The 13,681-nt window shown below is 67.0% G+C and carries 16 protein-coding genes; 7 read left to right on the top strand and 9 right to left on the bottom strand.

Annotated features, from left to right (window positions below):
* Window positions 1-123 precede the first annotated feature (123 nt).
* On the top strand, window positions 124-897 hold the full coding sequence (locus CJ177_RS00125) for a S9 family peptidase (RefSeq protein WP_095867028.1): 774 nt from the start codon (window positions 124-126) through the stop codon (window positions 895-897).
* A 39-nt stretch (window positions 898-936) separates the two neighbouring features.
* On the opposite strand, the gene CJ177_RS48045 is transcribed toward CJ177_RS00125, so the two are convergent.
* Window positions 937-1,062, bottom strand: a complete 126-nt coding sequence (locus CJ177_RS48045; RefSeq protein ID WP_257014312.1) for a hypothetical protein — start codon at window positions 1,060-1,062, stop codon at window positions 937-939.
* A 138-nt stretch (window positions 1,063-1,200) separates the two neighbouring features.
* On the opposite strand from CJ177_RS48045, the gene CJ177_RS00130 reads away from it, so the two are divergent.
* The gene (locus CJ177_RS00130) at window positions 1,201-1,497 is read left to right on the top strand and encodes a SelT/SelW/SelH family protein (protein WP_005238102.1); all 297 of its coding nucleotides are present in this window, start codon (window positions 1,201-1,203) and stop codon (window positions 1,495-1,497) included.
* Between the two features lies 1 nt (window position 1,498).
* On the opposite strand, the gene CJ177_RS00135 is transcribed toward CJ177_RS00130, so the two are convergent.
* The gene (locus CJ177_RS00135) at window positions 1,499-2,890 is read right to left on the bottom strand and encodes a wax ester/triacylglycerol synthase family O-acyltransferase (RefSeq protein WP_005238103.1); all 1,392 of its coding nucleotides are present in this window, start codon (window positions 2,888-2,890) and stop codon (window positions 1,499-1,501) included.
* Between the two features lie 335 nt (window positions 2,891-3,225).
* Here CJ177_RS00135 and CJ177_RS00140 point away from each other — a divergent pair, with 335 nt between their 5' ends.
* Together CJ177_RS00140 and CJ177_RS00145 are read left to right on the top strand one after the other, a co-directional pair.
* Window positions 3,226-3,897: a type 1 glutamine amidotransferase gene (locus CJ177_RS00140; RefSeq protein WP_061043872.1), complete on the top strand. Its 672-nt coding sequence runs from the start codon at window positions 3,226-3,228 to the stop codon at window positions 3,895-3,897.
* Window positions 3,898-3,993: 96 nt separating this feature from the next.
* Window positions 3,994-4,398 (top strand): VOC family protein, encoded by a 405-nt coding sequence (locus CJ177_RS00145; RefSeq protein ID WP_095867430.1) that lies wholly within the window; start codon window positions 3,994-3,996, stop codon window positions 4,396-4,398.
* Between the two features lie 3 nt (window positions 4,399-4,401).
* Here CJ177_RS00145 and CJ177_RS00150 read toward each other — a convergent pair whose 3' ends face one another.
* The 3 genes from CJ177_RS00150 to CJ177_RS00160 all read right to left on the bottom strand — a co-directional run bounded on the left by CJ177_RS00150 (window position 4,402) and on the right by CJ177_RS00160 (window position 6,261).
* Complete coding sequence (locus CJ177_RS00150) at window positions 4,402-5,385, bottom strand: sigma-70 family RNA polymerase sigma factor (protein WP_095867029.1); 984 nt, start codon at window positions 5,383-5,385, stop codon at window positions 4,402-4,404.
* A 61-nt stretch (window positions 5,386-5,446) separates the two neighbouring features.
* Window positions 5,447-5,947 carry an SRPBCC family protein gene (locus CJ177_RS00155; protein WP_061043870.1) on the bottom strand — a complete coding sequence of 167 codons (501 nt, stop codon included), beginning with the start codon at window positions 5,945-5,947 and terminating at the stop codon, window positions 5,447-5,449.
* A complete protein-coding gene (locus CJ177_RS00160) occupies window positions 5,944-6,261 on the bottom strand; it encodes a helix-turn-helix transcriptional regulator (RefSeq protein WP_095867030.1) in 318 nt (105 codons plus the stop codon). Before CJ177_RS00160 ends, CJ177_RS00155 begins: the two co-directional genes overlap by 4 nt.
* A 192-nt stretch (window positions 6,262-6,453) precedes the next feature.
* Here CJ177_RS00160 and CJ177_RS00165 point away from each other — a divergent pair, with 192 nt between their 5' ends.
* Entirely contained in the window at window positions 6,454-7,866 is a 1,413-nt protein-coding gene (locus CJ177_RS00165) for an alkaline phosphatase PhoX (RefSeq protein ID WP_095867031.1), read from the top strand.
* Between the two features lie 32 nt (window positions 7,867-7,898).
* On the opposite strand, the gene CJ177_RS00170 is transcribed toward CJ177_RS00165, so the two are convergent.
* From CJ177_RS00170 to CJ177_RS00180, 3 genes are read right to left on the bottom strand one after another with little or no spacing between them, the layout of a single operon-like run.
* Entirely contained in the window at window positions 7,899-8,354 is a 456-nt protein-coding gene (locus tag CJ177_RS00170) for a GtrA family protein (RefSeq protein WP_095867032.1), read from the bottom strand.
* A 5-nt stretch (window positions 8,355-8,359) separates the two neighbouring features.
* Window positions 8,360-10,303: an MDR family MFS transporter gene (locus tag CJ177_RS00175; RefSeq protein ID WP_095867033.1), complete on the bottom strand. Its 1,944-nt coding sequence runs from the start codon at window positions 10,301-10,303 to the stop codon at window positions 8,360-8,362.
* Window positions 10,300-10,809: a MarR family winged helix-turn-helix transcriptional regulator gene (locus CJ177_RS00180; RefSeq protein WP_095867034.1), complete on the bottom strand. Its 510-nt coding sequence runs from the start codon at window positions 10,807-10,809 to the stop codon at window positions 10,300-10,302. The genes CJ177_RS00175 and CJ177_RS00180 overlap by 4 nt, the downstream gene beginning before the upstream one ends.
* Before the next feature lie 117 nt (window positions 10,810-10,926).
* On the opposite strand from CJ177_RS00180, the gene CJ177_RS00185 reads away from it, so the two are divergent.
* Window positions 10,927-11,334: a metalloregulator ArsR/SmtB family transcription factor gene (locus CJ177_RS00185; protein ID WP_143548637.1), complete on the top strand. Its 408-nt coding sequence runs from the start codon at window positions 10,927-10,929 to the stop codon at window positions 11,332-11,334.
* Window positions 11,331-12,344: a cation diffusion facilitator family transporter gene (locus CJ177_RS00190; protein WP_095867036.1), complete on the top strand. Its 1,014-nt coding sequence runs from the start codon at window positions 11,331-11,333 to the stop codon at window positions 12,342-12,344. The genes CJ177_RS00185 and CJ177_RS00190 overlap by 4 nt, the downstream gene beginning before the upstream one ends.
* A gap of 7 nt (window positions 12,345-12,351) precedes the next feature.
* Here the strand turns inward: CJ177_RS00190 and CJ177_RS00195 are convergent, their stop codons facing one another.
* The gene (locus CJ177_RS00195; RefSeq protein ID WP_095867037.1) at window positions 12,352-13,185 is read right to left on the bottom strand and encodes a sulfurtransferase; all 834 of its coding nucleotides are present in this window, start codon (window positions 13,183-13,185) and stop codon (window positions 12,352-12,354) included.
* Window positions 13,186-13,681: the final 496 nt, after the last annotated feature.

Genomic DNA, 13,681 nt, shown 5'->3' on the forward strand with positions numbered 1-13,681 from the left:
ACTAGGGCTCAGGCTTGAAATTATAGGAGCGTGGCGTCGGACGTCAGCTCGACTCGGCGAAACCGGCGCCGGGTCGGAGATCGCCGCCAGGCACGTCGCGTCCCCGCTTGTTAGCGTGGCGGGGTGATACTTCGTGCCGGGTCCGCCGAACCGCTGACGAGGCGCACGGCACACCTCACGACGTACGAGGAGCACGCGGTGACCGTCCCGCGCTCCGGCGATCGGGCGCTGGTCGCGGTGCCGCGCGGGGTGACGCCGTCCGCGGTCGCGTGCTACCTGCACGGGCGTACGGGTGACGAGAGGTCGATCGACGATCGCGCGGCCCTGCGGGACGGCCTGCTGGACGCCGGTTACCTGGTCGCCAGCCCGTACCTGCACGGCGACCAGTGGGGAAACCGGCTGGCGCAGGACGCCGTGGTCGCACTGGACGAGTGGGTGTCCCGTCGGTGGCCGGTAACAGCCCGATTCCTCATCGGCGAATCGATGGGCGGCAACGCCGCCGCCAACGCCGTTCGCCTGCGGGAGGTCGCGTGGGACGGCGCGGTGTTCATCGCTCCGTCCCTGTCGCTCCGCGCGGTGTGGGACCGGGGCGAACGCGGACGCGACACCGTGCGGGACGCCTTCCACGTGTCCGCGGACGGGCACGACCTCGAACCGAAGACGGAGCACTGGGACGCTGTCCGGCACGAGCCGGGAGACTATGTCGGAGTGCCGATTCGGGTGTACGCGTCGCGAGAGGACGAGGTGGCGAACATTGCCGGCGTCACGGGACCGTGGGTCGAGATGCTCCGCCGCGGCTCGGACGCCGTCGAGTTCGTCGAGGTGAGCGGACCGCACGTCTCGGAAGACCACTTCCGCACCGCGGAGGTCGTGCAGTTCTTCGAGACGATCCGGTGAACACGGGGAGGCCTTCTCGGCGAAGGCCTCCCCACGTGTTCAGGCCTCGGTGCGGTGCGTGGTGTCCAGGTGGAAGATGTTGGTGAAGAAGTCCTTGACGGCCTGGATCTTCTCGTTGGTCAGCTCGATGGCGTGGCGACGCGATTCTTCGAGCGCGGTGGACATGGCGGCTTCCTTTCGTCGAGGGGGCACAGCATGGCGATCGACAGTCTGCCTCACGATGCTGACGTCCGCATGACGAACAGGTGTCCTCCGTGCAACTCGAACAGCAAGCGGGGGAGCACCTTCGGCTAACCTGGCACGATGACGACGAGCAGCGCAGACGGCCGGGTCGCGATCACCTACTGCACCCAGTGCCAGTGGCTGTTGCGGGCAGCGTGGATGGCGCAGGAACTACTCGGCACGTTCGGGCAGGACCTCGGCGAGGTCGCGCTCGTCCCCGGCACCGGCGGGATCTTCCGCATCACCGTCGACGACGAACTGATCTGGGACCGCAAGGAGCAGGGCGGCTTCCCCGACATCACCGTGCTCAAGCAATTGGTCCGGGACCGGGTGGCGCCCGACCGCCACCTCGGGCACAGCGACCGCAAGAGTCCCTAGGTCAGATTCCGACCGCGCGCTCGAGGGCGCGCAGTTCGTGCCCCAGCCGGGCGGGGATCGACTTCAGGTCGGGCACCGCGCTGCGGCAGCCGGTGACCCCGAACGAGATGATGTCGTCGTTGCTGGTGCAGGTGATGTTCAGGCCCTGGCCGTCGACGGGTACCGACAGCGGGTAGATGGCATCGAGCCGCGCCCCGTTCCAGTACAGCGGCGAGCTGGGACCCGGAACGTTGGAGATGATGAGGTTGAACGGCGGGCGCACCCGCGAGTTGTGCCCGAACAGCATGCTCGCGCCGATCGGTGCCGCGCCGAGAGCGCTCATCGCGAGGATCTGCGTCGCACTCATCGTCTCGTACGCCTCCTTGCCCTCGCGCATCGACGTCCGGATGGTGTCGAGGCGATCCGCCGGGTCGGGGAGGTGGGTGCCGAGGTTGCACATGAGCACCCCGATGTTGTTGCCGTTCGACGCCTCGCGCTGACTCTTCAGCGACACCGGCACCATCGCGATCAGCGGCTCGGCGGGCAGGGCGTTCTGATCCTCGAGATAGCTGCGGAGTGCTCCCGAGGACATCGCGAGCACGACGTCGTTGATGGTGGTGTCGGACAGCTTGGCGACGAGCCGGAGACGTTCGAGCGGCCACGACTGCGCCGCGAACTGGCGGGCACCGGTGATCGGCACGTTGAACGGGGTCTTGGGTGCGGACAGGGCGAGCGGGCCGCCCTGGTCGCGGAAGGCGCGGGACACGGTGCCGGCGAGCGCGGGCACGAGCCCGGCGACCTCACCGACGGTGTCGCGGGCGGCGCGGAACGTGGAACCGGCCAGTCCCGACAGGCTGAACGCCTTCGACGGCGTCCGCTGCGGCCGCGGTCCCCGCGGCTGCCACGGGGCCGGCACGTCCCGGTCCTCGGAGTTCTCGCTGAGCGCGTTGCGCAGCATCTTCATCGCGGTGACGCCGTCGGCGACCGCGTGGTGGATCTTGGTGTAGACGGCGAACCGTCCGTCGCTCAGTCCCTCGATCAGGTGCATCTCCCACAGCGGGCGGCTGCGGTCGAGCAGCGATCCGTGCAGCCGTGAGCACAGTGCCATCAGCTCGGCCTCGCCCCCGGGGGCGGGCAGCGCGTCGTGCCGGATGTGGTGACCGAGGTCGATGTCGTCGACGGTCTCCCAGCTCCACTGACCGAGCGTCGAGAAGGACCGGTGGGCTCGCTTGGCGAGCCGGGGCGTGACGATCCCGTCGCCGTCGGCGAGCGCGCGGTCGAGCATCGCGCGCATGTCGTAGGTGTCGGCGCCTTCCGGGAGCTGGAAGATCTCTACGCCGCCGACATGCATCGGGTGCTCACGGGACTCTCCGAGAAGGAACATCGAGTCGAGAGGGGACATGGGGAGCGGCATCTAGGGCCCTTTCCATCCCGTAGACGACTTCCCGGATCGCGGGAGGGCTCGTCTGTGGTCTGAGGTAACGGGAGATGGTGACGTTCCGTTTGTCAGGGACCACCACCGGATAACTAATTGATATGGGACGGGTCACGAAAGAGTGACGCTCGTATTTCTACAGGTTTCGCGTGAGCCATGCCACTAGACAAGCGTCCAGTTTGGATGGTGTCATTCGGGTGGAGTACACCGAACGTGAACTCCGTGTGAACATCCGAATTTTGTGCACTCAGTGCGGAATTCGCGAATCCGGGCCTGCATAGGGTCGAAAGTCCCTACTCGGTAAGAATTGTGGCATGAACAAGCCATGGGCGGTTGTCAAGCACGTGCCGTTCGAAGGGCCGGCACTCGTCGGTACTTTGCTGGCGGAGCGGGGAATTCGGTACACCGAGTACCCCATGTACCGGGCGTCGGAGCTCCCGGCCGTTCACGACGTCGGCGGCCTCGTAGTGATGGGCGGTCCGATGGGCGCACTCGATGACGTTACCCACCCGCAACTTCCGCGAGAGCGAAACTTCATCAAAGAAATTGTGGACGCCGGACTTCCAATGCTGGGAATCTGCCTCGGCGCGCAGCTTCTCGCCGCCTCGTTCGGCGGCGCGATCCGCCGGGGGCCGACCCCGGAGAACGGTGCCGGGACGGTCACGGTGTCCGAGGACGGGACGCGCGATCCCGTCTTCGGTTCGGCCGGCGCCGAGGTGCCCGTCGTCCACTGGCACGGCGACACCTTCGACCTCCCCGCCGGCGCGGTCGGGTTGGCGAGCAGTCACCTCTACGAGAATCAGGCGTTCGCGATCGGCCGCCGGGCGTACGGGTTGCAGTTCCACGTCGAACTGACCCGCGCGCAGCTGCCGGTGATGCACGCCCACATGCCGCCGGGCACCGCGCCGTCGGGGGAACACCTGGACGACGTGGAAGCGGCCGGACGGATCATGATCGGCTCGTTCCTCGACCTCGCCGACAGCTGAGAGGATCGGGCAAGCGGTCGCCGATGAGTTTTGCGCACCGCCGCGGTCTGTACCGATGATCTTCCGCACTGGGCGGAAGACGAGAAGGAGAATCACATGTCCCGGATGCTCTTCGTGAACCTGCCGATCAAGAACCTCGACGCGACCAAGACGTTCTTCGCCGGACTCGGCTTCGAGTTCAACTCAACGTTCAGCGACGACTCCTGCACCGCCATGGTGATCAACGAGCACACGTCCGTGATGCTCCTCGTCGAGTCCCGGTTCAAGGACTTCATCGAGGGCGGCATCTGCGACACCTCCAAGTCCGTCGAGGCCCTCATGTGTATCTCCGCCGACAGCCGCGAAGAGGTCGACAGCGTCGTCGACAAGGCCGTCGCCTCCGGCGGGACGTCGTGGGGCAAGCTCCAGGACGAAGGCTTCATGTACGGACGCGCGTTCCGCGACCTGGACGGTCACGTCTGGGAGGTCATGTGGATGGATCCGGCCGCCGTGCCGGCGTAGGGGTCAGGCGGGCGGGGTCTCCGGTAGTCCGAACTTCTCGAACAGATCGACGTCGAAGAAGCAGACGACATGGGAGACCCCGTCAGCCGTGACGTCCAGGACGTGGAGCTGGAACGGGCGGTGGACGCCGTCCTCCCCGCGCATGTACAGGCCGAGGGCCGGCTGTCCGTTGGCCGCCGTGGGCACCAGGCGCATGTCGCCCGGCCCCTTGGCCGGACAGTTTCCGCTGATCAGGGTGCCGATCGAGGCGCCCCCGCGATACCAGCCGTCGAACGGGGGCATTTCCCAGACGGCGTCCTTGGTGAACAGTTCGACGATCGCGTCGATGTCGTAGTCCTCGAACGCGGCGACGTAGCGGTCGAGGAGGTCGCGCTCCTCGGGTGATTCCGGTTCCACGAGAGTGTCGGCCGTCGGCGTGGCCAGTTCGAGTTGCGCACGTGCACGCTGCAGCAGGCTGTTGACCGCCGTCGTGGTGGTACCGAGAGCCGCCGCGACCTCCGACGCCTTCCACTGCAACACGTCGCGGAGGACGAGAACCGCACGCTGACGTGCAGGAAGATGCTGAAGGGCGGCGATAAACGCCAGCCGCACTGACTCGCGCGACGTCACGACGGTGGCGGGATCGTTCGCGTCGTCGTCGATGAGGCGGTTGGGGAGCGGTCCGAGCCACGGCACCTCGTGTCGTTCGACGAGGTCGGCGGTCGGGTCGGAGTCGGGCGCGCCCAGCCCACTCGGCAGCGGACGCTTGGATTTACTCTGCAGGGCCGTCAGGCACGTGTTGGTGGCGATCTTGTACAGCCACGTCCGCAGCGACGCCTGCTGCTGGTAGCCGTCGTACCCCCGCCAGGCCCGGATGAAGGTCTCCTGCATCTGGTCTTCGGCGTCGTGAAGTGAGCCCATCATGCGATAACAATGGGCGAGCAACTCGCGCCGGTAAGGGTCGGCGAGTGCGAGGAAATCCCCGTCGAGCGACTGCGCAGCCGTCATGGTTGGAGCTTACTGCGGCCGTCCGACAGATGTCGGGCCCTCGCGCCCGCCGACCCGCGGGTCAGCCCCAGTTCACCATCGGCTGCCCCGTCTCGAGCAGGGTCTTCATTCCGCTCAGCACCTCGTTCCAACCGCCGCCCGCACCCTCGGACTCGCGCCTGCCCGCAACCATCTCGGCCAGGCCCGGTGCGTTGGTGAGGTCGTGTGTGACAGTCAGTTTCGCGACCCCGGGGCGGCTCGACTGCACGATCTCGTAGGTCAGGGTGGTGAAACCCTCCACGTTGTCGGCGTCCATCAGCATCCGCCACGTCTGCACCAGCTTCTTCGGCGGATCGGATTCGATCACCTCGCCGTCGACGATCACGTCGGGCACGCCCGGGTATTCCTTCATCGCGTCGTCCGCGCGCGATCGGAACGCACCGCCCGCGCGGAGGTCGTAGTCGACCAGACCGCCGTAACCGTACTGCTGCGACCACTCGGGTTTGGTGATGGCGTCCCAGATGGCCTCCGGCGTCGCCTTGATGTAGACGGCGTAGATCTGGAATGCGTCGGCGGTAGTCATTTCTCTTCCTCCAGTTCGGCTTTCAGCTGAGCGAGCGCACTGGTGTGACGCTCGGTGTATTTGTCGATCCACCGGTTGTGGATCAGCTGTATCGGCACAGGATTGAGGTAGTGAAGTTTTTCCCGGCCGGCGCGGCGCGTGACGACGAGTCCCGCGTCTTCGAGTACGCGCAGATGCTTCATGACCCCGAATCGCGTCATCTCGACCTGCGACTCGAGTTCGGTGAGCGTCTGACCATCCTGGGCGAACAATCGGTCGAGTATCAGGCGGCGGGTCGAATCGGCCAGCGCCTTGAAGACGTGATCGTCGTCCATGAATCGACAATAGGTGACTATTTAGTCACATGTCAACGCCCGTGAGTACTTGTTAACCGCCGGCGGTTAACAAGTACTCACAGGGGAAGTTCTCGCCCGGTTCACGCGCCCGCCACGGTGCGTCCACGAACCAAGGCAGTCCGGTCCCTACCGTCCGAGGGTCCCGGTTCGTCACCATGGAGGTTTCAGACAGTGTCCACTGCACCACTCAACCGCCGCGGGTTTCTCGGTCGCACCGCGCTCACCGGCCTCGGTATGGCACTCGCCGGAAGCGTCGACGCCCTCGTCCGGCCGGCGTTCGCGTCCGCGGCGCCGGGACAGGCGATCGGCTACGGACCGCTCGTACCCGACCCGAACCGCATTCTCTCGCTCCCGGTGGGTTTTTCGTACACCGTCGTCTCCCGTTCGGGTGAGACGCAGTTGGACGGTGGCGTACCGGTGCCGAGCGATCCTGACGCCATCGGGGTGTTCGCGCGACCCGGCGGTTCCACACTCGTCACCAATCACGAGATCGGCAGCGACGAACCGTTCGGCGTGCCCGCTCTCGACGGACTGACGTACGACACGGGCGCGCGCGGCGGCACGACCACGACCGCGGTCGGCGTCGACGGCGCACGGCAGGGCCAGTACGTCAGCGTCGCGGGCACCGTGAACAACTGCGCGGGCGGCATCACCCCGTGGGGAACGTGGTTGACCTGCGAGGAGACGGAGGCGCGGGCGGGGGAGGACGGGTTCCTGCTCGACCACGGTTACGTCTTCGAGGTGGACCCGGCGAGTCAGGAGGCGAACAAGGGTAAAAGTCCTGTGCCGCTGAAGTTCCTGGGCCGGTACGCGCACGAGGCCGTGGCGGTGGATCCGGCGTCGAGCACCATCTACCTCACGGAGGATGCGTCCGGGCCGAACGGACTGTACTACCGGTGGACGCCGCCGCAGGGTTTCCGGGGCGGGCCGAACGCGCTGCGCGAACTCGCGCAGTCTCCGGGCGGCGACGCCGCGGGCGCTCTCCAGGCGATGGCGTGCTTCCAGGGCGGAACGCACGTCCCCGACCTGTCGCAGGCCACCGAGCCGGGAACCGTGTACGCCGTGCAGTGGGTAGGTGTGCCGGACCGTGACGCGACGAGCACGCCGGTGCGCGAGCAGTTCGGGAACGACGTCGTCACCCGGAGCCGCAAGCTGGAGGGACAGTGGTGGGGCGACGGCGGCGCCTACTTCGTCGCCAGCTACGCGCGGACCAGCGACGGCAGCGTCGCCGAGCACGACGGCCAGGTGTGGTTCTACGACCCGGCGAAGCAGACCGTCACGCTGAAGACCCTGTTCGGCGTCAATCCCGATCCCTCTGTCGACACCGGAAACTACGACGGGCCCGACAACATCACCGTCTCACCGTACGGCGGCGTGATCCTCGCGGAGGACGGCGAGGGAATCAGCCACCTCGTGGGCGTCACGGCGGAGGGCGAGCCGTTCGCGATGGCTCGGAACGAGTTGAACGACAGCGAGTTCTGCGGTCCGGCATTCAGTGCGGACGGGCGGACCCTGTTCGCGAACATCCAGTCGCCGGGCCTGACGCTGGCGATCACGGGTCCGTGGCACCGTCCCCTGCCGTGAGTACTTGTTAACTACGGGCGGTTAACAAGTACTCACGGGCCGGAGGCATAGACCCACCCGCGGAGCGCGAGGAACCGCAGCCCGCCGACGACGGCGCTGACGGCGATGACGAGCGCGACCTGCGCCGGGCCGTCGGCGCCGGGGAAGAGCATGTGCAGGAGTGCGAGCGCGAGTGAGCTGACGGCCAGGCCGATCAGCGCGAGGGTCCCGCCCTCCCACTGTGCGACGAACCAGCGGACGCGGTCCACGGCACGGAAGGTGAGCCGCCGGTGGAGTTCGTTGGCCAACATCGAACTGGTCACCACGCCGACCAGGTTGGCGACGAACGACCCGTACATGTCGAGGGTGAAGAACGCGAGAGCGTAGAGCACATTGCTCGACGTGCCCACCAGCGTGAACCGGGTCAATTGAGCGAATACGCCGCCGGCCCGCCCACGTAGAGGGGGATACGGGGGCGGGCCGACGGCGTCGTGGAACTGAACGATCATCTCATTCAGCGGATGAGGGCACCGTTGCCGGTGTCCGTCACGTGGCCGCCGCCGAGGACTCCGGCCACTTGCTCTTCGCTCAGTCCCAGCTCGCGCAGGCGATCCCAGACCTCGTCGAATTCGACGAGCTTGGCGTTGAGATCGTTACGCAGGCGGTTGACCTCGTCGCGGATCTTCTCCGCTTCGTCGATCGCTTCCAGCGTCCGCTCCGGCTGGGGCAGCAGCATGGACAGGAGACGGTCCCGGGCGTCGGCGCTCAACCCCGCGAAGGGCTGCCGCTGATCGGCGGGGGCCTCGTGCCTGCCGGCGCGGACGTCGGGCGACTGGATCGGTGCCGTGTCGGGCTCGAGCGCGTACTCCGGAACGGGGGCGTACTCGGGTTCCTGGACGGGCTCCTGCTCGCTCGACAGGTCGATGGTGCGACGCAGCGGGCGGTTGGGCAGCAGGATGACGGCGATCAGGGTGATGACGGCGACGGCGGCGGCGATGAGGAAGATCCGGCCGGTCGCGTCTCCGTATGCGGCGCGGATGACACCCTGCACGGGAGCGGGCATGGACGTCAGGTCCAGGCTTCCGCCGCCGCTGCTCGACCCGGTGGGGATGCCGAGCTTCGCGAAACCGTCGGCCGACAGGTCGGCGACGCGGGTGGCCAGCACCGATCCGAGAACCGAGACGCCGATCGCGCCACCGAAGGTCCGGAAGAAGGCGACCGAGCTGGATGCCGCACCGATGTTCTGGACGCTGACGGTGTTCTGCACCGCGAGGACCAGGTTCTGCATCAGCATGCCCATGCCGAGACCGATGATCGCGATGTACGCGCCGACCAGGGTCAGGCTGGTTTCGTGATCGATGGTGCCGAGCAATCCGAAGCCGACGATCATCAGGACGGCGCCGCCGACGACGAACGGCTTCCACTTACCGAAGCGAGTGATGAGCTGTCCGGATCCGACCGTGCCGAGGAGCATGCCGGCGACCATCGGGATGGTGAGCACTCCGGCCATGGTCGGGGTGTAGCCACGCGAGGTCTGGAAGTACTGGCCGAGGAACGTGGTGGAACCGAACATTCCGACACCGACCGCGACGGACGCGATGATGGCGAGTCCGGTGGTCTTCTCCGTGACGATCTTGAGCGGGATGATCGGTGACTTGGCCTTGGCTTCGACGAGGATCGTCGCGGCCAGCAGGAGTACACCCGATCCGACGTACATGACCGTCTCACGGGAGAACCACTCGTAGTAGCCCGCCTTGCCGGCGAACGAGACCCAGATCAGCAGGATGGACACACCGGCGGTCAGCAGCAGGGCGCCGAGCCAGTCGATGGAGACGTCGTCCTTCTTCTCGGTCGCGAGGTGCAGCGTGCGCTGCAGCAGGAACAGTGCGATGACGGCGAGCGGCACGCACACGAAGAAGCACCAGCGCCAGCCGAGGGGGCTGTCGACGATGACGCCGCCGAGGATCGGACCACCCGACATCGACACGGCCATGACGGCACCCATGTAACCGGAGTAGCGGCCGCGCTCACGGGGAGCGACGATGGTGCCGATGATGGCGACGACGAGGGCCGTCAGGCCACCCATGCCGATGCCCTGGATGACGCGCGCGGTCAGCAGGATCGGCACGTTGTGCGCGAAGCCTGCGATCACCGAACCGATGACGAAGATGACGATCGCACTCTGGACGAGAACCTTCTTGTTGAACAGGTCCGCGAGCTTGCCCCAGATGGGTGTCGAGGCGGCATTGGCGAGCAACGCGCTGGTGATGACCCAGGCGTACGCGGTCTGCGTGCCCTTCAGGTCACCGATGATCGTCGGGAGGGCGGTGGCGACGATCGTGCTGCTCAGCAGCGCGGTGAACAGTGCCGCGAGCAGGCCCGTGAGGGCTTCGAGGATTTGGCGGTGCGTCATGGCCGTCGTTTCTTCAACCGGCGGCCGAGTCTGTGTTTCGGTCATACGCTTTGTGTTCCAATCGGGTTCGAGCTCGTGACGATCCGGTGTTCTGGATCGAAGAGTGTTTCCTTCAGGTGTCGGATGGACTCGAGGGCAATCGTTGCCTCGGTCTCGTTCCATCCGGTCATCAACTTCTGCATTCGTGCGGCTCGCTGTGTTCTCACGTGCTTGACGTACGCCATTCCCTCCGGCGACACGCGTATTCGGAATGCGCGTCCGTCGGCGGGATCCGAGTGCCGGGTGACGTAGCCGACGTCCACCAGATCGGTGATCTGGCGACTGAGTGAGGACTGGCTGACACACAGCTCGGTGGCGAGTTCGTTCTGCCGGCATTCCCCCCGAGCCGCGAGAACGAGGAGGACCCCCGTCAACGCGCGCGGGATGTGACCGTCGCCTTCCGACACCAGGGCGTCGCGAAGCACGCGGCCGAAGAGGAAGACCTCGTCGATGAGCGCTTCGGCGGTGCCGAGAGATACGGACGACACGGTAGGCACTGACGAGACGGACATGGCAACCCCTGAAGGACGACTTACTTGATGCAAGCAACTATATACATCGTTAGCGCAAGCAAGTAAGTCAATTCGGTGTCTGATGCATCACAAAACGAAGTGAACTATTATCTGCGTATGAATGCAGATATGCGCTCTTGCCGGCGTCGGCTCGACGAAGACCAGGTCGGGCTGGTAGTCGAGGTCTTCCGCATGCTCGCCGACGCGACCCGGGTGCAGGTGCTCTGGCAACTCGTGGGAGGCGAGCTGTCGGTGAAGGAGCTGGCCGAACGGGTGGGAAAGCCGGCACCGTCCGTCTCGCAGCACCTCGCGAAGCTCCGGATGGCACGGCTCGTGCACACACGGAGGGAGGGAACGTCCATCTACTACAGCGTCGCCAACGAGCACGTCCAGCAGCTGGTCACCGACGCCGTGTTCAATGCCGAGCACGCGGGCCCCGGCATCCCGGGACATCACCGTGCCACCGGCGACCTGCAGGTCATCCATGAGGACGCGGACCTCGCCGCGGAGGGAGGCGGGTCGTGAACGGCCACGGACATTCCCATGGGCACGGCCACGGACACGGACATTCGGGTGGCGTCCGCGGGACGATCCGCGAGATCTTCGCCCCGCACAGCCACGACTCGGCGGACAGCGTCGACGACGCACTCGAGGCGAGCGAGATCGGGATCCGGGCGGTGAAGATCAGCCTGGTGGTGCTGGGCGTCACCGCCCTGGCGCAGGTGATCGTGGTGGCGCTGTCCGGTTCCGTCGCGCTCGCCGCCGACACCGTGCACAACTTCTCCGACGCGCTGACAGCGGTCCCGCTGTGGATCGCGTTCGCCCTCGGACGGCGGGCAGCCACCCGGCGATTCACGTACGGATACGGCCGGGCCGAAGACCTCGCCGGCCTGTTCGTCGTGGCGATGATCGCGTTGTCCGCGGTCGTCGCGGGTGTCGAGGCGACCCGCCGCCTCCTCGATCCCGTGCCGATCCACCACCTCGGGTGGGTGGCCCTCGCCGGTGTCATCGGTTTCGCCGGCAACGAATGGGTGGCGCTGTACCGCATCCGGGTCGGCAGACGGATCGGCTCCGCCGCGCTCGTCGCCGACGGTCTGCACGCACGGACCGACGGATTCACCTCCCTCGCCGTGGTGTTGGGCGCCGGCGGTGTCGCGGTCGGGATTCCGCTCGCCGACCCGGTGGTGGGCCTGGTCATCACGGCCGCGATCCTGCTCGTGTTACGGACCGCCGCACGCGACGTGTTCCGGCGGCTGATGGACGGCGTCGACCCGGAACTCGTCGACGCCGCCGAACGGGCCCTCGCCGCCGAACCGGGGGTGGTCGGGGTACGCAGCGTGAAGATGCGGTGGATCGGGCACCACCTGCATGCCGACGCCGAACTCGACGTAGACCCTTCGACCAGCCTGCGCGACGCGCACCGCGTCGCGCACACCGCGGAACACACACTCACGTACGCCGTTCCGAAGCTGAGTACCGCCCTCATCCACGCCTACCCGGCGCACGACGCGGAGACGGCCGGTCAGACGGCGTGACTCGCCGTCACCGCGGGTCGGGGCCGGTGGCGACCGGGCGGCCGGGATCGGACGACCACTGCGACCAGGACCCCGGATACAGGGCGGCGTCGACGCCGGCGAGCGCGAGTGCCGCAACCTGGTGGGCTGCCGTCACACCCGATCCGCAGTAGACGCCGACGGGACGTCCGGGTTTTGCGCCGACCGCGGCGAACCGTTCGCGCAGTGCCTCGGCAGGCGCGAACCGTCCGTCGGGCCCGAGATTCTCGGACGTGGGGGCACTGCGGGCACCGGGAATGTGCCCGGCGCGGGGATCGACGGGTTCGGTCTCGCCCGAGTACCGCTCGGCGGCACGGGCATCGAGAAGGCGACCGTGGGCGGCGAGTTCGGCGGCCTCGTCCGCGGTCAGCGTCGGCAGGTGGCCCGCGGTGAGCACGACGTCACCGGGCAGTCGTGGGTGCTCGTCTCCGGATCGGACGGGGTGGCCCGCCGACGTCCACGCGCCGAGGCCACCGTCGAGCATCGTCACGTCGGCAACTCCGGCCCAGCGCAGCAGCCACCACGCCCGCGCGGCGGCAAGGTTCCCCGTGGCGTCGTAGACTACGACCGGGCTGCCGGCCCGGACACCCCACCGGCGCGCGGCGTCCTGGAGGTCCGTCACCGTCGGCAGCGGATGCCGGCCCAGCTCCGGGGATCCCGGGGCGGCCAGTTCGGTGTCCAGATCGACGAACACGGCACCGGGAATGTGCGCGTCGAGATAGTGCTGCTTGCCTTCGGTGTCGCCCAGCGCCCACCGCACGTCGAGAAGGACAGGCGGAGCGTCGCTGTTCAGCGATTCCGCCAACTCGTCGATCGTCACCACAGGGCTCATCGCACCACTGTCGCACAACGAAGGTTCGGTGTGCCGCGCACACGAGAACCTGCACTCTGACACTGATGACGGGACGGCGGACGACGGCGCTGCTGCTTGCGGCCGCGGTGTTCGGGTTGGCCGACTCCTCGAGCCCAGAGCTGCGGCGCGTCGATCGAGTTCTCGAAACGGCACAAATGGGACGGTCGTGCCTGACGCAACAAGGGAACACGGCCACACGTGTGGCGAACGGAAATTGGTCAACGATGACGAAATTCGCGCGGGGAAGTGGATTGGTACGCAGCGATATCGCGGACGACGGTACCGAAATGATCCGAAAACTGGATGTGGAACCGGTTTCTCGTGGATGTTCGGAGCGTGAGGTCGGCTCATTCGCTGATTCACCGTGAGGTGGCTGGCGGATCAGAAGTTGTTGCTACTCGCGGGTATTCGCGCGGACGTGGTGAAGATCGCCACAGAGTGAGCATGAGACTGGCCGGTCTGCAAT

Source organism: Rhodococcus sp. ACPA1, assembly GCF_002300195.1.
Taxonomy (GTDB): domain Bacteria; phylum Actinomycetota; class Actinomycetes; order Mycobacteriales; family Mycobacteriaceae; genus Rhodococcus_F; species Rhodococcus_F opacus.